Annotated in this window: 17 protein-coding genes and 1 pseudogene; 11 read left to right on the plus strand and 7 right to left on the minus strand. The window is 68.3% G+C overall.

Annotation, left to right across the window (positions count from 1 at the left end; genetic code table 11):
• The 11 genes and pseudogenes from IJ15_RS26070 to IJ15_RS0115280 all read left to right on the plus strand — a co-directional run.
• Positions 1–112: pseudogene (locus IJ15_RS26070) on the plus strand (ABC transporter permease); the annotation flags it as partial.
• A 1-nt stretch (position 113) separates the two neighbouring features.
• A complete protein-coding gene (locus IJ15_RS0115235; protein WP_031939207.1) occupies positions 114–1,304 on the plus strand; it encodes an MCE family protein in 1,191 nt (396 codons plus the stop codon).
• Positions 1,301–2,350 (plus strand): MCE family protein, encoded by a 1,050-nt coding sequence (locus tag IJ15_RS0115240; RefSeq protein ID WP_031939208.1) that lies wholly within the window; start codon positions 1,301–1,303, stop codon positions 2,348–2,350. The genes IJ15_RS0115235 and IJ15_RS0115240 overlap by 4 nt, the downstream gene beginning before the upstream one ends.
• Positions 2,350–3,417 carry an MCE family protein gene (locus IJ15_RS0115245; protein WP_031939209.1) on the plus strand — a complete coding sequence of 356 codons (1,068 nt, stop codon included), beginning with the start codon at positions 2,350–2,352 and terminating at the stop codon, positions 3,415–3,417. Before IJ15_RS0115240 ends, IJ15_RS0115245 begins: the two co-directional genes overlap by 1 nt.
• Positions 3,414–4,541, plus strand: a complete 1,128-nt coding sequence (locus tag IJ15_RS0115250) for an MCE family protein (RefSeq protein ID WP_031939210.1) — start codon at positions 3,414–3,416, stop codon at positions 4,539–4,541. Before IJ15_RS0115245 ends, IJ15_RS0115250 begins: the two co-directional genes overlap by 4 nt.
• The gene (locus IJ15_RS0115255) at positions 4,541–5,578 is read left to right on the plus strand and encodes an MCE family protein (RefSeq protein WP_031939211.1); all 1,038 of its coding nucleotides are present in this window, start codon (positions 4,541–4,543) and stop codon (positions 5,576–5,578) included. Before IJ15_RS0115250 ends, IJ15_RS0115255 begins: the two co-directional genes overlap by 1 nt.
• Positions 5,575–6,795: an MlaD family protein gene (locus tag IJ15_RS0115260; RefSeq protein WP_031939212.1), complete on the plus strand. Its 1,221-nt coding sequence runs from the start codon at positions 5,575–5,577 to the stop codon at positions 6,793–6,795. The genes IJ15_RS0115255 and IJ15_RS0115260 overlap by 4 nt, the downstream gene beginning before the upstream one ends.
• Entirely contained in the window at positions 6,779–7,300 is a 522-nt protein-coding gene (locus IJ15_RS0115265; protein WP_231569545.1) for a mce associated protein mas1a, read from the plus strand. The genes IJ15_RS0115260 and IJ15_RS0115265 overlap by 17 nt, the downstream gene beginning before the upstream one ends.
• Positions 7,301–7,338: 38 nt before the next feature.
• Positions 7,339–8,241 carry an oxygenase MpaB family protein gene (locus IJ15_RS0115270; protein ID WP_031939214.1) on the plus strand — a complete coding sequence of 301 codons (903 nt, stop codon included), beginning with the start codon at positions 7,339–7,341 and terminating at the stop codon, positions 8,239–8,241.
• A gap of 116 nt (positions 8,242–8,357) precedes the next feature.
• Positions 8,358–9,032, plus strand: a complete 675-nt coding sequence (locus IJ15_RS0115275; protein WP_231569546.1) for a hypothetical protein — start codon at positions 8,358–8,360, stop codon at positions 9,030–9,032.
• A complete protein-coding gene (locus IJ15_RS0115280; protein ID WP_031939216.1) occupies positions 9,029–10,222 on the plus strand; it encodes a PrsW family intramembrane metalloprotease in 1,194 nt (397 codons plus the stop codon). Before IJ15_RS0115275 ends, IJ15_RS0115280 begins: the two co-directional genes overlap by 4 nt.
• 323 nt (positions 10,223–10,545) lie before the next feature.
• Here IJ15_RS0115280 and IJ15_RS0115285 read toward each other — a convergent pair whose 3' ends face one another.
• From IJ15_RS0115285 to IJ15_RS0115315, 7 genes are all read right to left on the minus strand, one after another.
• On the minus strand, positions 10,546–11,259 hold the full coding sequence (locus IJ15_RS0115285) for a type 1 glutamine amidotransferase (RefSeq protein WP_031939217.1): 714 nt from the start codon (positions 11,257–11,259) through the stop codon (positions 10,546–10,548).
• Positions 11,252–12,508 carry a Mur ligase family protein gene (locus IJ15_RS0115290; RefSeq protein ID WP_031939218.1) on the minus strand — a complete coding sequence of 419 codons (1,257 nt, stop codon included), beginning with the start codon at positions 12,506–12,508 and terminating at the stop codon, positions 11,252–11,254. The genes IJ15_RS0115285 and IJ15_RS0115290 overlap by 8 nt, the downstream gene beginning before the upstream one ends.
• Positions 12,509–12,654: 146 nt before the next feature.
• The gene (locus IJ15_RS0115295; protein WP_031939219.1) at positions 12,655–13,035 is read right to left on the minus strand and encodes an SHOCT domain-containing protein; all 381 of its coding nucleotides are present in this window, start codon (positions 13,033–13,035) and stop codon (positions 12,655–12,657) included.
• A gap of 167 nt (positions 13,036–13,202) precedes the next feature.
• Entirely contained in the window at positions 13,203–13,970 is a 768-nt protein-coding gene (gene narI, locus IJ15_RS0115300) for a respiratory nitrate reductase subunit gamma (RefSeq protein WP_031939220.1), read from the minus strand.
• Positions 13,967–14,572, minus strand: a complete 606-nt coding sequence (gene narJ, locus IJ15_RS0115305) for a nitrate reductase molybdenum cofactor assembly chaperone (RefSeq protein ID WP_031939221.1) — start codon at positions 14,570–14,572, stop codon at positions 13,967–13,969. Before narJ ends, narI begins: the two co-directional genes overlap by 4 nt.
• A complete protein-coding gene (gene narH, locus IJ15_RS0115310; protein WP_031939222.1) occupies positions 14,569–16,236 on the minus strand; it encodes a nitrate reductase subunit beta in 1,668 nt (555 codons plus the stop codon). The genes narJ and narH overlap by 4 nt, the downstream gene beginning before the upstream one ends.
• Complete coding sequence (locus IJ15_RS0115315; protein WP_031939223.1) at positions 16,236–19,955, minus strand: nitrate reductase subunit alpha; 3,720 nt, start codon at positions 19,953–19,955, stop codon at positions 16,236–16,238. The genes narH and IJ15_RS0115315 overlap by 1 nt, the downstream gene beginning before the upstream one ends.
• Positions 19,956–19,996 lie beyond the last annotated feature (41 nt).

Genomic DNA, 19,996 nt, shown 5'->3' on the forward strand with positions numbered 1-19,996 from the left:
GGCCGCGGGGCGGGCCCTCCGGACGGCGATCCTGGCGATCGGCGTCCTCGACGTGCTCATGACGTTCGCGTTGTGGGGCCTGGTGCCCACGATCCCCGGAATGGGGGTCTGACGTGGACGTGTACAGCCGCCGCCGCACGACCTTCCTCGTACGCGGGGCGGTCGCGGTCCTGGTCGCGGTGGTGGCCGGCGCGGCCATGGTGTTGCGCGGAACAGGCCAACTGCACCGGGACCCCGAGGTGGTGGTCGCGATCCCGGCGTCGGCGGGACTCGTCAACGGCGAAGCGCCCGTCCGCTACCGCGGGGTCAATGTCGGCCGCATCTCCGGGATCGAGTCGGGCACCGAATCGTCGGTGGTGCGCCTGCAGATCGACGCAGCCGCCATCGGGGCGATTCCGGTGACCGTCGCGGCGCGGGTAGTGCCTCGCACGTTCTTCGGGGACATCTACATACAACTCGTCGACGACACGGGGAAGGCAGCAACGGGAACGAGCCTGTCCGACGGCGACGAACTGCGCATCGACACCGGACCCGATGCGGTGGCGCTGTACGGGGTCTACACCCGGCTCGTGGACGTCCTGGACCGGATGCAACCGCAGCAGATGCAGGTGGCACTGTCGGCGCTGTCGCAGGCACTGGACGGTCGCGGCGAGACGCTGGGACGGATCGTCGACCGACTCGACGTCGCGTCGCGGGCGCTCGGACCGGCCGTGCAGACCCTCCTCGCGGCGGCGCCCGAGTTCCGGACGGTGCTGCAGGCGTTGGACACCGCCACCCCTGACCTGGTCGCCACGCTGGCGTCGGCGACGTCCGTGTCCAGGACTCTGGTCGACAACGCGGACTCGCTGTCCGAGACACTGGGAGCGGCCGCGAGTTTCACGCCCGTCCTGGCCGGGTTCCTCGGCGAGCAGCGCGACCGGATCGTCACGGTGCTCGACTCGACCGGGGTGATCCTGGCGACCACCGCGGCGGATCCGTCCGGGCTGGTCGACACGCTGGAGGGCGCGCGGGCCTTCGGGGCGGCCGGTGGGCGGGTGTTCTCCACCGGGCACTTCGACATCGTCGCCGTGCCGACGTTCGCCGATCCACTGCCCTACACGGCCGCCGACTGTCCCGCCTACGGTGCCCTGTCGGGCGCGTGCGGGCCCGCCGACGTCGACGGCGGCGTCGACGAGCAGCAGGCGTTGCAGGTTCTGCAGGACCGGTTGCTCGGCGAGACAGCGGATTCGGTTCCGGCGCCCAATCCGGTGTCGGCACTCATGCTGGGCCCGCTGGTGCGGGGAACCGAGGTGCAGATCCGATGAAGGTGGCCTGGGTTCCACTCGTGAAGGTGATCGGCTTCTGCGCGGTCGGCGCCGTGTGCGCCTCGTTGGTCGCGAACACGTTGTCGGTTCCGGTGCGCGGCGCCACCGAGAGCTACACCGTCGAGTTCACCGACGTGGAGGGCTTGGGGGAGGGCAACCCCGTGACGATGTCCGGTGTGCGGGTCGGCCGCGTCGACTCCATCGAGTTCGCTGATGCGGGCGGGGGCACCAGCAAGGCCGTCGTCGGGATCGAGGTGTCGTCGGACCATCCGTTGGACCGGAACGTCACCGCGGCGGTTCGTTACGGTGACATGCTCGGTGCGCGGTACCTCGCCCTGACCCCACCTCCGGGCGGCGCCATCGAGACGGCCGCGGCCGGCGGGCCCTCGGAGACGCTGGAACCAGGTGGCATCGTCCCTCTCTCGCGGACCAGTCCGCCGGTGGACCTCACCGCCCTCATGAACGGTTTCGCGCCGTTGTTCGACGCACTCGACCCCGACGAGGTCAACACGCTGACCCGCGGATTCGTGGAGACCTTCGACGGCAGCGGGTCGACGGTCGCGACGCTGCTCGACCGGATCGGGACGCTCACCACCGACCTCGCGAACCGTCGGGGAGTCTTCGAGGAACTGGTGGCGAACATGATCGCCTTGATGGGGTCGGTGGACGCACGGCAACCGCAGGTCGAGGAACTCGTCACCGGTCTGCGCGACCTGAGTACCTCGGTGGCCGGCAGCAACGACCGGCTTGCGGCGCTGCTGGACAATGGGAATCGGGCCGTGGCATCGCTCGCGGACGCACTGTCGCAGTCGCAGGGTGCGTTCGGGAGTTCGATCACCGACCTGACGTCCGTCACCGACGCCTGGATCGCCGACACCGATGCATTCGAGCGGTTCGTCACGCAGATGCCCCAGTTCGCGGACGGGGTGAACCGGATCAGTGACTACGGCGGCTTCGTGAGCCTCTACCTGTGCAACTTCGTCCTGAAGGTCGGCGACGTCGAGGCGAACATCTTCGGCACCACCCATTCGGAGGTGTGCCGATGATGTTCCTGGTCCGGATCATCGACGTCGCCGTGGGAATGTGGCTGTTCGTCTTCCGCGGCGAACGCCGCCCGGGTGCGGCCGGTCCGCTGGCGTTGGGCACCGTCGGCATCGTGGTGCTGGTGGCGGGTCTGGCGGCGGCGATCGGCATCCCCAAGGTGTGGTACCTGGCCCGGACCAGCCCGTACACGGCCGAACTGGCCAACGCCGCCGGCCTGTCCGGTGGCGACCCGGTCTACGTCGCAGGCGTGCCCGCCGGCCGGGTCGAGGGCATCGATCTCGCGGGTGACCATGTGCGCGTGGACTTCCGGCTCGACGACGCGCAACCGCTCGGGAACCGGACCACCGCCACCGTGCGGTTGAAGACGGTGCTCGGCAAGCGTTATCTCGAGGTGGTGCCCGCCGGAATCGTCGACGAGAACGGGTCCGACGCTGCGGCGCCGAACGTCATCCCGCTTGCCCGGACCACCGTGCCGTACAGCCTCGACGACGTCAGCCGAGACGCCACCGATGCGGCGGCACGAATCGACTCGAAGTCGTTGGAGGCCATGATGGCGACGCTGTCCGATGTGATGCCGGACGATCCGGAGCAACTCGGGAAGGCACTCGCGGGCATCAGCGGAGCATCGGTGGCGGTGTCGCAGAACGCCGAGCAGATCGACCAGCTACTGGCGATGTCGCGATCGTTGTCGGATCTGGCGGTCCGGCAGAGCGATTCGCTGACCACGACGGTGGCGAACGCGCAGACCATCGTCCGCACGCTCGCGGTACGCAAGGAAGTGCTCACCCGGTTGGTCGAGAACCTCCGCTCCGTCCTGGCGACCCTGGCGACCACCTATGCCGAACACGAGGAGGAGTTCGGGCAGATGACCACGAACCTGGTCGAGGTGACCGAGACGTTGCAGCGCAACGCCGATCACGTCGACCAGATCCTGAACCGGCTGCCGAGGGCACTGCGCGCAGCCACCGACGCGACGGGCAACGGATCGTGGACCGACGTGACCGCCCCCGCGGCCGTGGTCCCCGACAACATGCTGTGCATGCTCGGCGTGATGCAGGGGTGCCGATGAGCACCCCGACGAGCACCCCGACCAGCCGCCGGACCACCGTCCGCACCGTGCTCGCGCTGGTCCTGGTGATCGCCGTCGCGGCCGGCGCCTGGTTCGTGTTCGCGGGGACCGATCGCGCGAAGACCGTGTACGTCGACTTCGCGTACGTGAACGGTCTCTACCCGGGCAGCAACGTCACCGTGCTCGGGGTGCCCGTCGGCACGGTCACCGCCGTCGAACCGCGAGGAACCCACGTCCGGGTGTCGGCGTCGGTGCCCGACACGGTGGACCTACCGGCGGATGCCCACGCGTACGTGCTGAACCCGTCGGTGATCAGTGATCGGCACCTCGAGTTCGGCCCGGCCTATCGGGGCGGTCCGACACTCGAGGACGGCGCCGAGATCCCGCTCGAGCGCAGCCACGCACCCATCGACTTCGACGGTCTGATGGGCAGCCTCAGCACGCTCACCGACGCGCTGGGACCGGACGGCGGTGACGCGGGCGACCTGCTGACCCGGGCCGCCGCCGGTCTCGGCGGTCGCGGAGACGACGTCAACCGCGCGATCCGGAACCTAGGCGCCGCAACGGGTATCGTGGGTGCGCGCAGCGAGGACATCGGTGCCGTGGTCGAGAACCTGAACACGCTCGTGGTCCAACTCGACGCGCGGCAGGTGAGCCTCGACGCGCTGGTCTCCGACCTCGCCGCACTCGGTGACGAGTGGGCGGCCGAGGACCTCGACATCTCCCGGCCGCTGCAGGATCTGGCGACGGTGTTCGATCAGATCGACCGCTTCACCGCCGACCACGGCGACGACGTGGGGGCGATCTCGCAGAACATGACGGTCCTCGGTGACGTGCTCGCCGCGAATCGGCCGGGTCTGGCCGAGTTCATGGACCTGGTGCCGCTGCTCATGCAGAACCTGTCGAAGACCGTCGGCCCCGACGACCGCGGCCGGATCCGGCTCAACATCTCCACTGCCCTCACCCAGTTCGCCGTGGCGCAGCCCCTGTGCGAGCAGTATCCGATGCCGCTGTGCACGGGTGCCGGATTCACCAATCCGATCTCCTTCCCGGTCAGCGCGTCCGACCCGCTGGGGTTGGCGACGCTCCTCTCGGGCGGGATCGCGCCGATAGGAGGGAACTGATGCGGCGCAGGGGGATCCCGGCACTCACCCTCGCCGGAGTGCTGATCACCACCGGTTGCGGCGCCGGGATCCAGGACCTGCCGCTGGGCCGGTCCGTGCCCGGCGACAACTACTCGGTGAGTGTCCAGCTCGCCCACGCCGACGGACTGCTCCTCGGTGCCGACGTCCGCCACGGCCAGCGGGTGATCGGCCGCGTCGCGCAGCTGTCGCCGGACCCCGTCGGAGCGGTCGCGGAACTGAGCCTGACGTCGTCGGTCGAACTCCCCGGCAACATCGAGGTGGCGGTGGAACTTCCGTCCGCGCTGGGCAGCCCGTTCATCCGGCTCCGGGCACCCCAGCAGCCGTCCGAGGCGACCCTGTCGGACGGTGACGTGATCGCTTTGTCCCGCACCGAGATCGGGCCGCAGATCGAGAGCGTCCTCGCCACCCTGGGCGCCGTCCTCACCGGCAGCGGGTTCGAACAGTTGCAGACCGTGATCGGTGAACTGAACACCGCCTTCGACGGACGATCCCCGCAGGTCCGGAACCTGCTCGACACGATCACCGCCCTGACCGGGACGGCGACGCAGCACCAACAGGACTTCGCCGCCGCGACCGACCTCGCCGCGAACATCTCGCGCCGGCTGGTGGCGCAGCAGGACGTTCTCGACGGATTCCTCGACATCGCGCCCGAGACGGTCAGCATCCTGGCGGGACAACGGGATCGCATTGCGGTCCTGCTCGATTCCGGCGCGCGCCTGGCCGAGCACGTGGACTTCGTGACCTCCCGTTCGTCCACGGGTCTGGACGACGTGATCGGCGACGCGGCGACCGTGGTGGCGGCGTTGCGCTCGTACAATTCCCGCATCGGCGAGACGCTCGCGAACATGAACAGTTTCCTGACGAATTTCGATCGGGCCGCCAAGGGCGACTACCTCATGTTCGACGGAACCCTCGACATCCCGGCGGGCATCGAGAACCTGTTGACCGGGGGGACGGCCGCACTGCCGCCGGAAGCGGCGACGCTGCAGTCACTGCTGTCGGGAGGGACCGGATGAGGCGCGTCGTGCTGGTCCAACTGATCCTGTTCGCCCTCACCGCCGCGGTCGTCGTGCCGTTCGGCATCGCGTATGTGGCCGGCCCGCGCGCCTTCGGCGATCCGGTTCGACTGCACGCGAACATGTCCGACGCGCTCGGACTCACCGCGGGAACGAGCGTCACCTACCGCGGTGTGCAGATCGGCAGAGTTGCCTCGGTCGGGCTGGACGCCGAACTCGGCGGTGCGCGTGTGGAGTTCGACCTCGATCCCGGAACCCGGATCCCGCGGGACAGCATCGCGAAGGTCGGCATGGGGACCGTCGCCGGCATCCAGAACGTCGACATCTTCCCGAACACCGATGCCGGGCCGTATCTCGAGGACGGCGACACCCTCGCCGCGCCGCAGGACCTGCAGCCCGTCCAGATGGATCAACTGATGGGTGATGCCGCGAGGCTCCTCGGCAGCATCGACCCCGAAGCCGTCCGCACACTCGGCACCGAGTTGGGTGCCTCCTTGGACGGGCTGGGACCGAGCCTGACCGGACTGATCGACGACGGCGATCGGCTCACCGCGCTGATCGAGCGGCAGGCACCCGAACTGCGTTCACTGCTCACCCGCACCGCGAGCCTGATGGGGACGATGGCCGGGGACTCGGACGCCTTCGTCCGCGGTATGGGTGCGGCCCGCACCTTCACCGGACAGCTCGACACGAACCGGCCGGTCCTGGTGTATCTGGTCGACCGTTCGCCCGAGGCACTCACCCGCACCCGGGAGCTGTTCGACCGCTACCACGGAACGTTCGGCGACCTGCTCGCGAATCTCGCGACCACCACCCCGGTCATCTCCGACCGGCGGGACGCCTTGGCCGCGGGACTCGACGAGATCCCCCACGGGCTCGGCAAGCTCGAATCGATCGTCAAGGGGGATCGGGCGGAGTTCGCGCTCGTCGCGACCCAGGGGCCCGTCTGCAACTACGACACGACCCGGCGTGCCGTCGGCGATCTGACGCCCACCACCCCGAACCTCACGCTGTACTGCCCGCCCGGCCCCGATATCGCGCAGCGCGGGTCACGGACGGCCCCGCGCCCCGACGACCTGGGGTTGCAGAACGCGACCACCCCCGGCACGGCCATCGGTCCGCCGATGGTGCCGGACCCGATCCTCGTCCCCACCGGGGTCGAGGCGCTCGACCAATGGAATCGACTGCTGGAGGAACTCGGTGACGGCGAACGATGAGTCGGACAACGGCAACGACACCGCGACCGACCGGCGCCGGCTCGCGATCGTGCCGGTCGCCATCCTGGCGGTACTGGCCGTCGTCCTCGGAGCCGTGGCGGGCTGGCAATGGCGGGAGCAGCGTCAGCACGATTCGATGCGCGCCGAGGCGGTCGACACCACCCGCAACTACGTGCAGACGATGGCGTCGTTCGACTATCAGAACCTGGACGCGAACCGCGACAAGATCGCGGGGATGTCCACGACTGCGTTCGCCGGCAAGTACAACGAGATGCTCGACGCGTTGCGGACACTCGTCACCGACGGTCAGGGGCAGGCGACGGCCACCGCCGTGAACATCGGCGTCCAGAGCCTCGACGAGTCGAGCGCCGTGATGCTGGCCTTCGTCGACCAGGAGGCGAAGAATGTGATTGCCCCCGAGGGCAAGTCGCAGCAGTACCGGATGGTGGTGACGCTCGAGCGGGACGGCGACCACTGGGTCGTCGACAGCGTCGAGACCAAGTAGCGGCCGGACCGAGTAGCGACGGGAAGCAGAGGGATCTCATGCCGATCAACTACCTCGATCTCGCGGGTGCCGAACCGCGACTGACGAACGAGCGCACCCGGATCCGTATCGCGACGGCACCGCGGCGGCGTGGCCGTCCTGCTCGGATCTCCGACGCACTCGACTTCTGGTCGTTCGCCGGCGGTGCCGCGAACGTGGTGATGCAGTTGTCGTGGCCGGAGGTGGGGCACGGTGTCGCGGAGAGCAAAGTCGAGTCCGGCAGCCTGGTCAAACATCCGTGGAAGCGTGCCCGCACCACGTTCACGTACCTGTCGGTCGCGATCCTCGGCGCCGACGACGAGCGCCGCGCCTATCGGGAGGCGGTGAACGGCGCGCACCGTCAGGTGCGATCCGACGAGAACAGTCCACTGCCCTACAACGCTTTTCATCGGGAATTGCAGTTGTGGGTGGCGGCCTGCCTGTTCATCGGATTCGAGGACACCCATCAGTTGCTGCACGGCAGGATGACCCCGGAGCAGGCCGAGGAGTTCTACCGTTCGTCGTCGACGCTCGGCACCACGCTGCAGGTCACCGAGGACATGTGGCCGGCCACGCGCGCCGAGTTCGACCGGTACTGGAACATCGCGTGCGTGCGGGTCGCGTTCGACGACACCGTCCGCGCCTACCTCCGCGCTCTGATCGAACTACGGATGGTGTCGTGGCCCCTGCGCCTGGTGTTCGGCAACCTGCTGAAGTTCCTCACCACCGGCTTCCTCGCACCGCTGTTCCGGGAACAACTCGGTCTGGCATGGACCGAGGACGATCGGCGCCGGTTCGAGCACCTGTTCATCTTCGTCGCGTTCGTGAATCGCTTCGTTCCCCGCTTCATCCGACACCTGCCGAGCAGGGTGCTGATGCGCGATCTGCAGCGGCGGATCCGCAGCGGGAGGAAGTTGGTGTAGGCGCCGATCATCCCGGTTGCTCGCGTTCCGGTGTTTCGTGATGCGCGAAGGCCATTCGTCCGGTTTGATGCATGACACACGGTGTGCTGCACCCCGGATGGAACAGAGGTGGTCGCTTGACCGAGAGACTGGCACCGGCGAGAAGCGCCGATTCCGCCGTCGACTGTTTCGAGCCCGACGATCGATGGGTTCCCGTCGACCGTCGATGGCTGGGCCTCGACCGCCGCACGATCCTGCCGACCCTCGTGGTTCTGGCTTTCGTGCTCGTCATGAGCGTGATCCTGCCCGCGATCGACGGCGCGACTCCGTACGACGACACGGTCGCCGCCGGGGACGTCATGGAGATCGAGGGCGGCGTGACCTTCGTTCCCGCCGTGGACTGGGGCATCACATCCGGCGTGCGGGCCGGCGATGCGCCGACATCCGGGTCGTATCCGCCGTCGGCGACGGTCGTGGACGGAGACGTCTCCTTCTCGGTGCGCAGCGCCCCCTTCTCCGGGGACGCGACAGGGCTGCTCGACCAGATCAAGCAGACGAGCGAGGCGCTCAACGGCGACAACGGATTCCGGGTCACCGGTACACCGGTCGACATCACCACCGCGGACGGCAGTCGCGGTGTGCTGGCGAGATACTCGGGGACCGCATCGGAAGGCGTGATCGCGGCGTTCGTGTTCGACGGCATCGGCGTCGAGGCGGTGGCCACGGGGCCCGCCGAGATCGCCGACGACTCGTCGTCGGACATCGGCGCCATGATCGCCAGCATCAGCCACAGCATGGGGGAGGGCGCATGACCACCGCCGAGACGATGACGGCAGACCTGCAGAGCGAACGTGTCGCGGCCATCGACAACTCCGGTTGGGGTCGCTCGTTCACCTTCTACCAACCACGCAATGCGGCGTTCTGGGTGTACCTGTTCCTGGTCGCCAGCGGAGTCCTGACGTTCTTCTCGATGCTCGCGAGCACATCCGGTGCGTACGGACGGGCGATCGCGGTCGCGGTCGTCTCGTTCACCCTGTACGGGGCGGTGTTCTGGTGGTTCACCCGCCACATCGATCGGTATGCGCGCCAACCGATCAAGCTGATCGTCGTCGCGTTCCTGTGGGGTGGCTTCGCGGCCACATGGATGATGGCGGCCAGCGCGAACGACGCGCTGAGGAGCATCTACGCGAAGGCCGTCGGCCAGGCGTGGTCCCTGGACTGGGGCGCCGGTCTGGCCGCACCGTTCACCGAGGAGATCGCCAAGGGGATCGGACTGCTGCTCCTGATCGCGCTGGCGCCGCGACTGGTACGGACCGCATTCGACGGGTTCATCCTGGGTGCCTTCCTCGGACTCGGGTTCCAGATCATCGAGGACATCGCGTACGCACTGAACTCCGCGGGATCCCAGTTCGGGGCCAACCCGGTGGAGGCCGCGATGTCGACCGTGTGGCTCAGAATGGCCACCGGAATCACCGCACATATTCTGTACAGTGCGATCTTCTGCGCCGGCCTCGTCTATCTGCTGGGCCGGCCCGGCGAACCGCGTCGGGTCGGACGGGGATTGGCCCTGATGGCGTCCGCCATGGTGTTGCACGGAGTCTGGGATTCGTCGGCCGCGCTCGCACGAGGCAACGGCGCCGTGATCCTGGTGATCATCGTCGTCGCCATTCTCGTCGCGCTGTATCTGGTGGTGCGCGTGTTCGCGATGACGGTGCCGCGCGAACGCGAGTATCTGCGGCAGATCATGGCGCCAGAGGTGGCGAACGGTGTCATCACCGATGCCGAACTCGAAGCGATGTGTGGCGATCGCAAGGCTCGCAGGGCCTTTCGCAAGGCGCCCGCGAACCACCGCGAACGCAGACGTGCCGGATTCGTGCTCGAGGCTGCGGGCGATCTCGCGGACGAACTGGCCGGGTCGCGCGGAAGCGACACCGGCCGAGTCGAATTCGCCCGGTCGGAGGTCCGGCGGATCCGTGCCGGCGTGCCCTCGATGAATCCGTAGATTCTGCAACGGCACGAAGCGCCGAGCGGTCCCGTGTACTCCTGGCGTCAGGAGTACGCGGGACCGGACCGCACCGACGGTTTCCGAGTAACACTCAGGTCACACAGCTCGGGCAATTGTTGCAAATTGGATCGGCCCGTTCGAACCATTGCCACGCCCACGTCCGGGCGTAGTATCAGTAGTGCGGATCGAGTAAGTAGTCGGTAACGGTGAAAGTCTCGTGAAACAGAGATCCGGCCGAGGATGCGAATGCATTCCCGGCCGAACCCCTGTCTGGGGTCATGCCGTGTGGCGACCGGCGTCTACGCGTCACCGGGCGGGTGTCAGCGCACCCGCAACCGCTCGCGGCGCAGTTGCTCCACCTCGGGCAGGTCCAGTGGTGCCAGTTCGTCCACCCCGAGGGCGCGCTTCAGCAGCAGGTCGGCCAGTTCCGGGTTCCGCGCGAGCACCGGTCCGTGCATGTACGTGCCGATCACCGAACCCTGCGTGACACCTTCCAAGCCGTCGCCGACGCCGTTGCCGACGCCGTGGGTCACCCGTCCGACCGGCTTCGCGTCCGCCCCGAGAGTCGTTCCGCCGCGGTGGTTCTCGAATCCGGACAGGGGAGCGGTCAGTCCGTCGATCAGCGGTGTCGTGATGACCTCACCGATCGAGCGGGTGGCCTGCGGGGAGGTGGTGGCGTCGAGCATCGAGACGCCGTCGACGCGCTCGCCGGACGACGTCTCGTACCAGTGCCCGAGCACCTGGATCGCCGCACAGATCGCCAGCACGGGAGCACCACGCTCGGCGGCGCGCTGCAGACCCGGATGGGTGTTGAGATGTCGGGTCGCGAGACGCTGCGCCGAGTCCTCCGCCCCGCCGAGGGTGTAGACGTCCAGCGAATCGGGCACGGGATCGCTGAGCGTGATGTCGACGATCTCGGCGTCGTACCCGCGCATGCGCAGGCGTTGCCGCAGGATCAGGGCGTTGCCGCCGTCGCCGTACGTGCCCATGACGTCGGGCAGGACCAGGCCGATGCGGACCGTCGACTCAGACATCGCGGCTGTTCTCCTTCGCGATCGCGGTGTTGAGGTCACGGAACGCCGTGTAGTTGGCCAGCACCTCGACCCGTCCGGGCGGGCACGACGCGATCGCCTTCAGCGGGTCCTTCTCGAGGCTGTGTTCGACGCCCGCGTACGTCAGGCGGACCGCGAGGTCGGTGCCGCGTTCACCGGCGGCCACCACCTTGACACCCTCGAAGTGCTCGAAGCGCACGTCCCACAGCCACGACAGGTCCTCACCGTCGGGCACCTGGCCGTTGACGGCGATGACGAGGCCGTCGACGCTGGGGTCGATCATCGACAGCGCCTCCTGCCAGCCGGCGGGGTTCTTCGCCAGCAGCATGTGCACGGAGTGCGCGCCCACCTGGACGGTGCTGTACCGGCCGGCGACCTCCTCGACGATGGATGCGGCGGCGACGGCGTCCTCCGCCTTCGCGCCCATCGCGACGGCCGCGGCCACGGCCTGCGCCGCGTTGCCGCGGTTCGCCCGTCCGGGGAGCGTCAGCTTCATCGGCAGCACCAGCCCGTCCGGGCCGTACAGATTGTCGTCGTCGAGCCACCAGTCCGGTGTCGGCCGCGCGAAGTCCGAGCCGGTGCTGCGCCAGTTGGGGCCGTCCCACACGATCGGCTCACCGGTGCGCGGGCAACTCACCGAATCGCTGGCCCAACCGCCGCCCGCGGCCACCCAGACGACGTTCTTGCAGTCGTAGGCGACGGACGTGACCAGCACATCGTCACAGTTCGCGATCACGAGCGCGTCCGGGTGCCGCTCGAGGCCCGCCCGCAGCTTCCGCTCGATCATGTTGATCTCGCCGACCCGGTCCAACTGGTCGCGGCTCAGGTTGAGCAGGACCACGACCTCGGGGTTCACGGCGTCGGACACGTGCGGGACGTGCAACTCGTCCACCTCGAGGGCCGCGAGGGGGGCGTTCACACGCGCAGTCAGGGCGGCGACGATGCCGGCGTCCATGTTGGCGCCGTCGGCCTGCGTCGCGACCTCGTCGAGCGTCGCCAGCGCGGCCGCGGTCATGCGGGTGGTGGTGGACTTGCCGTTGGTGCCGGTGATGACGACGGTGCGCCGTCCGCGACCGAGCTGCTCCATGAGCGTCGGATCGATCTTCAGCGCGATCAGGCCGCCGATCATCGAGCCCTTGCCGCGTCCGGCCTTCTGCGACGCCCAGGCGGCAGCGGCCGCGGCACGCAGGGCGAGGCGTCCGCGCAGACTGATCCGAGTACTAGTTCCCACGTGCCGAGTTTTCCACAGGCCGATCCCGGACGCCGCCCGGTGCCGGGCCTGCCGCTCCGGAAACGGCGATGCCGCGCTCCCGATCGGGAGCGCGGCATGGCGAACAGAGGAGCGACAGGAGCCGCCCGGACCCTCGAGAGCTCAGGTCAGCTGGCCAGGGCCTTGGCCTTGAGCGCCTGGAACTCGTCCGGCGTGATGGTGCCGTTGTCGAGCAGTGCCTTGGCGTCGGCGATCTGCTCCGCACCGGACTTGCCGGCGACCTCGCGGATGTAGGAGTCCTGCGCGCTCTTCATCTGCTGAGCGGCGGCGATGGACCGCTTCGTCATGTCGTCACCCTTGACGATCAGGTACACGAGCGCAGTGATGAATGGGAGGACGATCAGGAAGACCACCCAGATTGCCTTGACCCAGCCGGAACTCTTGTGATCCCGGAACAGGTCCGTGATGATCGAGAACAGCAGCATCAGGTAGGCGACGAACGCGAAGCTGACGAGAATCACCCAGAGAAAATCCCAGAAAGAGTCCATGAGGACGGCTCCATTCACGTGTGCGGTCGAGAGTGCAACTGACTGTGACACAGCGGACGCGGCTATTTGCTCATTCTCCGCAGGTGAAATCCGAGTCATTCCGAAACCGCGCCGCGAATTGCGCACTTATCGCGCTGCCGGGGCGGCTCGGGGCGCGATTTGCGCACTTATCGCGGGGGGCGGGGCGGACGCGTCGCGCCGGTGTCCCAACCGCGTCCGGGCACCTCGGTGCGCGGCGGGCCACCGACGTCCCGGCTGCGATAGACGATGTACGGCCGGAACAGGTACTTCACCGGGGCGCTGAAGGCGTGGACGAGGCGGGTGAACGGCCACAGGATGAACAGCACGATGCCGAACAGGGCGTGGACCTGGTACGTCAGCGGCGCCGACGCGATGAGATGGATCTCCGGTTGCAGGATGAACAGGCTGCGGAACCAGGGGCCGATCGTCTCCCGGTAGTTGTAGCCCTCGTTCAGCGAGTTCGCGACGACGGTGGTCCACAGGCCCGCGCAGATGGTGGCGACCAGCACGAGATACATCATCTTGTCGTTTCGGGTGGTGGCCATGAAGACCGGACCCTTGGTGCGCCTGCGATACAACAGGATTCCGATCCCGACGAGTGTGCAGAAGCCCGCGATACCACCGAACACGTACGCGACGTAGTGGTAGCGCGTCTCGCTCACCCCGAGCGCGGCGGTCCATTCGTCGGGGATCACCAGTCCCAGCACGTGCCCGGCGATCACGAACACCAGGCCGAAGTGGAACAATGGGCTGCCGATGCGGAGCAGCCGGGACTCGTACAGCTCGGACGAGCGTGTGGTCCAACCGAACTGGTCGTACCGGTACCGCCACGCGATACCGGTGACGAACACCGCGACCATGACGTACGGCAGCACCGCCCACAGCAGGATGTCGGTGAGGCTGCTGTCGGTCATCGCGCACCTCCGGTCGGGAACGGTTCCAGCCCCACGTCCTCCTGCGGCGGTCCGCTGCGCGCCAGCGCCAGCACCGCGTCCCGGTCCTTCGCGGTAGGGCCGGGCAGCGTCGACAGCAGAGCGTCCAGCAGCGCCGCGTACGGGCTGTGGACCTCGGTGAGGCCGAGACGGATCAGTTGCAGGCCCAGTACGTGCTTGACGAGCAGCGAGCGGTCGCCGGTCGCGGCGGAGAACTCGAGCACTACGGGGAGGAAGTCCGGCAGGTCGGCGGCATCGAACTCGACACCGGCCCGTCGGTAGTACTGCTTGAGGCGGACCAACGTCACGCCGCGTCGGCGGGTGTCGCCGTCGGCGTAGTAGGTCAGGTACAGGCAGCTCTTGCGCCGCAGATCGAAGGTCTCGACGTAGTGCCGGGTGAGGTCCGGAAGCGGCTGGGTACGTAGATGTTCGACGAACGCGACGAGCGATTCGACGGCAGCGCTGCGGGGAAGCTCCGCCAACGCCTCCTCGACAACCGGCAGTCGGTTCGCCAGCGCCGGCGTGGGATAGTCCAGCAGCAGGGACGCCGCCTGGTCGACCACGCGCAGATCCGCGGCCCTCATCGCTTGTCCCCGTTCCGCTTCGGGAACATGCCGTCCACGGCGCCCTTGCCGTCCCAGTTCAGGAGATTGACGCGCGCCGACCGGTCCTGCGGGTCGGCTACGTCCTCGGCGGACTGCCGGTGCTTCAGCGCATGGAAGGTCTCCACGGCGACCGGGACCGGGCGGCCGGACGCCTCCCCGAACGGCCCGCTGTCGAGCATGCCCGGCCCGCCCTCGAAGTCGAGGCTGCAGCCGAGTTCCTCCAATTGGTGTGCCTGTTCGGCGTGCGCGGTCGGGATGACGTACCGCTCGTCGTACTTCGCGATCGCGAGCAGTCGGTACATCTCGTAGATCTGTTCGCCGGTCATCCCGACCGCCGTCGCGATGGATTCGTCCGGTTCGTCGGCGAGATTGAGGTCCCGCATGTACGAGCGCATCGCCCCGAGCCGATGCAGCACGTCGGTGATCGGCTCCGGATCTCCGGCGGTGAACAACCCCGCGAGGTACTCGATCGGGATACGCAGGGTGTCGATCGCGCCGAAGAGGTTGTCGAGATCCTCACCGTCGTTACCGGTTTCGGTCAGGACGTCGACGACCGGCGACAGGGGAGGGACGTACCAGACCATCGGCAGCGTCCGGAACTCCGGATGCAGCGGCAGCGCCACCCGATACTTCTCGATCAGCGCGTACACGGGAGACCGGCGCGCCGCGTCCATCCAGTCCTCGGGGATGCCCGCCGCCCTGGCCCCCTCGATCACCGCCGGATCCTCGGGGTCGAGCAGCAGGCCGCGCTGCGCGTCGTAGAGGTCGCGCTCGTCGGGCGTCGACGCCACCTCGCCCACCCGGTCGAGGTCGTACAGCACGATCCCGATGTAGCGGAGCCGGCCGACACACGTCTCCGAGCACACCGTGGGAAGACCCACCTCCACCCGCGGGTAGCAGAAAGTGCACTTCTCGGCCTTACCGGTGCGGTGGTTGAAATACACCTTCTTGTAAGGGCATCCAGTGACGCACATCCGCCAGCCGCGGCACTGGTCCTGGTCCACGAGCACGATGCCGTCCTCGGCGCGCTTGTACATCGCCCCCGACGGGCACGACGCCACGCACGACGGATTGAGGCAGTGCTCGCAGATCCGCGGCAGGAAGAACATGAACGTCTTCTCGTACTCGAGCCGGACCTTCTCGGTGGCCTGCTCACGCATCTGCTCGAGGATGGGGTCGTGTGCCTCGGTGGCCGCGGTACCGCCGAGGTCGTCGTCCCAGTTGGCTCCCCACTCGATCGGCATCGGCTTGCCCGACAGCAGTGAGATCGGCTGTGCCACCGGGAAGTCGTCGCCCAGCGGCGCCTTGGTGAGGGTGTCGTAGTCGTAGGTCCACGGCTCGTAGTAGTCGCGGATGTTGGGCAGCAGCGGATTCGCGAAGATCGACAGCAGCTTCTTGACCCGGCCGCCGGCTCGCAGGGTCAACCGTCCGCGGCGGTTCAGCGTCCAGCCGCCCTTCCACAGGTCCTGGTTCTCGTACTTGCGCGGATAACCCTGCCCGGGGCGGGTTTCCACATTGTTGAACCACACGTACTCGGTGCCGCTGCGATTGGTCCACGTCTGCTTGCACGTCACCGAACACGTGTGGCACCCGATGCACTTGTCGAGGTTCATCACCATCGCCATCTGCGCTGCCACCTGCATCAGTACTGCACCTCCTGGCTGCGGCGACGGATCACCGTCACCTCGTCACGCTGGTTGCCGGTGGGCCCGAGATAGTTCCACGCGAACGACAGCTGCGCGTACCCGCCGATCAGGTGCGTCGGTTTCACCAGCACCCGGGTGAGCGAATTGTGGATACCGCCGCGCCGGCCGTCGGTCTCCGACTTCGGCACGTTGATCAGGCGTTCCTGTGCGTGGTGCACGAACACCGTGCCCGGCGGCATCCGGTGCGTGACGACCGCGCGGGCGACGACGATGCCGTTGCGGTTGACCGCCTCCACCCAGTCGTTGTCGACGACACCGATCGAGGCGGCGTCGTCGACGTTCATCCAGACGTTCGGCCCGCCGCGGGAGAGGGAGAGCATCAACAGGTTGTCCTGGTACTCGGAGTGGATGGACCACTTGGAGTGCGGCGTGAGGTATCGCACCGACAGGACCTTGCCGTCCGACTCGCCGAGTCGCAGCTCCCCGAACAGGCGCGTGATGTCGAGTGGTGGCCGGTAGATCGGCATCACCTCACCGAACTCGCGCATCCATACGTGATCGAGGACGAAATGCATGCGCCCCGTGAGGGTGTGCCAGGGCTTGAGCTCCTCGACGTTGATGCTGAACGGCGCGTACCGTCGGCCGCCGGCCTCGCTGCCGGACCATTCCGGGCTGGCCAGGGTCGGGACGGGTTGAGCCTGGGTGTCGGCGAAACGGATCCGGCGTTCCTCGTTGCCGGCAGCCAGATGACTCAACGGTTTTCCCACGCGCCGGGACAGTTCCTCGAAACCGGCGAGGGCGAGCCGGCCGTTCGTGGTCCCGGACAGTGCGAGGATCGCCTCGGCCATCTTCGCATCGGTGTCCAACGCCGGCCGCCCGGCGCCCGCACCGGACGACATCACCCCGCACCGCTGCGCCAGTTCGGCCACCTCGGCGTCCGGACGGAAGGTGACGCCCTTGGTGTTCAGGCCCAACTCCTCCACGAGCGGGCCGAGGGTGGCCATCTTCTCGGCGATAGCGGTGTAGTCCCGTTCGACCACCTTCAGGCCCGGCATCGTCTTCCCCGGCACCGGTTCCACCTCACCGGCCCGCCAGTCACGCACCTCCCCGAACGGCTGCGCGGTCTCGCCGGGGGTGTCGTGGCCGAGTGCGGTCGCGACCAGATCGTGCCGGGTACCGAGATGGTCCTTCGCGAGTTCGCTGAAACGGCGGGCGATCTCGGCGAACGCGTCGAAGTCGCTGCGGGCCTCCCACGGCGGGTCGACGGCCGGGGTGAAGGCGTGCACGAACGGGTGCATGTCGGTGCTGGAGAGGTCGTACTTCTCGTACCATGTCGCGGCGGGCAGCACGATGTCCGACAGCAGCGTCGAACTGGTCATCCGGAAGTCCAGGGACACCATCAGATCGAGCTTGCCGCGTGGTGCCTCGTCTCGCCAGCGGACGTCCACGGGCCGCCCCTCGGGCGGCGTCTCGGTGGCACGCAGGCTCGAACCCGCGCCGAGCAGGTGCTCGAGGAAGTACTCGTTGCCCTTCGCCGACGAGCCCAGCAGATTCGCCCGCCACAGGGTGAGCACCCGCGGCCAGTTCTCCTCCGCATCCGGATCCTCCACCGCGAAACGCAGTTTGCCGCTGCGAAGTTGGTCGACGACGTAGTCGCCCGGCTCGGTTCCGCTCGCCGCGGCCTCGTCGGCGAGGTCGAGGGGGTTGCGGTCGAACTGCGGGTACGACGGCATCCATCCCATCCGTGCGGACTGCGCGATGGTGTCGGCGGTGTGCTGACCGGCGAGACGCCCCTCGGCGAGTGGTGAGGTGAGGGCGTCGGCGCGGTAGCCGTCGTAGCGCCACTGGTCGGCATGCATGTACCAGAAAGCGGTGCCGATGGCCTGCCGCGGCGGCCGGGACCAGTCGGTGGCCATCGCCATCGTGGCCCACCCGGTGAACGGCCGCACCTTCTCCTGTCCCACGTAGTGCGCCCAGCCGCCACCGTTCTTGCCCATGCTGCCGGTGAGCATCAACAGCGCCAGCACCGCGCGGTAGGTGGCGTCGCCGTGGAACCACTGGCAGATCCCGGCGCCCATGATGATCATCGAACGCCCACCGGATTTCTCTGCCGAGCGGGCGAATTCGCGGGCGATGCGGATCACCGCGCCCGCGGGCACCGACGTCAGCGACTCCTGCCACGCCGGGGTGTACGGCTGGTCCGGGTCGTCGAAGCCGGTCGGCCAGGTTCCGGGCAGGCCGTCGCGTCGTACGCCGTACTGCGCGAGCATCAGGTCCAGCGCGGTCGTCACCAGGTGTCCGCCGACCTCGCGGACCGGCACGCCCCGCCGCATCACCTCGCCCTGCTCGCCGACGTCGAACCGGGGCAACAGAATCTCGACATCACGACTGCTGCCGGGGGCGTCGCGCACGCTCAACGCCGGCACGGTGTCGCCCAGGTCGAGGTTCCACTGCCCGACACCGGATTCGGTGTGCCGGAATCCCATGCTGCCGCGCGGGACGACGGGTGAGCCGTCGGCGCCGTCCAGCAGGACGGTCTTCCACTCGGCGCCCTCGCCGTCGTCACCGAGATCCGACGCCCGCAGGAACCGCCCCGGCACATACGCGCCGTCGCGTTCGGTGAGCGTGACCAGGAACGGCAGATCCGTGTACCGCGATGCGAAGTCGGCGAACAGGGGAACCCGCCGGTCGACGTAGTTCTCCTGCAGGATCACGTGCCCCATCGCCATCGCGAGGGCACCGTCGGTGCCCGGCTGTGCGGGTAGCCATGCGTCCGCGAACTTGGTGGCGTCGGCGTAGTCGGGGGAGACCACCACCACCTTCTGGCCGCGGTAGCGGGCCTCGGCCATCCAGTGCGCGTCCGGGGTGCGCGTGACCGGGACGTTGGAGCCCCACATGATCAAGTAGGCGGCGTCCCACCAGTCGCCGGACTCGGGCACGTCGGTCTGGTCGCCGAACACCTGCGGCGACGCGACCGGAAGGTCGGCGTACCAGTCGTAGAACGAGGCCATCACCCCGCCGAGCAGTTCGATGAAGCGCGACCCCGCCGAGAACGACACCATCGAGAACGCCGGGATCGGCGAGAACCCCGCGACCCGGTCCGGGCCGTACTTCGCGATGGTGTGCACGTGCGCGGCGGCGATCATCTCCACCGCGTCCTCCCACGACGCCCGCACCAGGCCGCCCTTGCCGCGGGCCCGCTGATACCGCGCGCGGCGGTCGGGATCGCCGACGACGTCGGCCCACGCCAGCACCGGGTCGCCCAGCCGCTCGCGGGCCTCCTGGAACATCTCGAGCAGCAGGCCGCGCACGTACGGATAGCGAACCCGGGTGGGGGAGTACGTGTACCAGGAGAATGCGGCGCCGCGCGGACAGCCACGGGGTTCGTACTCGGGGCGGTCCGGCCCCACCGACGGGTAGTCGGTCGCCTGCGTCTCCCACGTGATGACGCCGTCCTTGACGTACACCTTCCACGAGCAGGACCCCGTGCAGTTCACGCCGTGCGTCGACCGGACCACCTTGTCGTGGCTCCAGCGGTCGCGGTAGAACACGTCGCCCTCGCGTCCACCCGTCCGGTACACCGCCCGCAGGTCCGCGGACACGGTGGAACGAGTGAAGAACCGCCCCGTCTCGAGCAGCGCCGCGCCGAGTGGGCTCTCGATCGGCACGGGCGGTGTCGGGGCGGAGCGATCGGGTTCGTCGGTTGCACGCGACATGGGCTGCCTCCCTCAATCGAGGATGGACCAAACCGTCGACC

This window comes from Prescottella defluvii, assembly GCF_000738775.1.
In the GTDB taxonomy this organism is placed as follows: Bacteria; Actinomycetota; Actinomycetes; order Mycobacteriales; family Mycobacteriaceae; genus Prescottella; species Prescottella defluvii.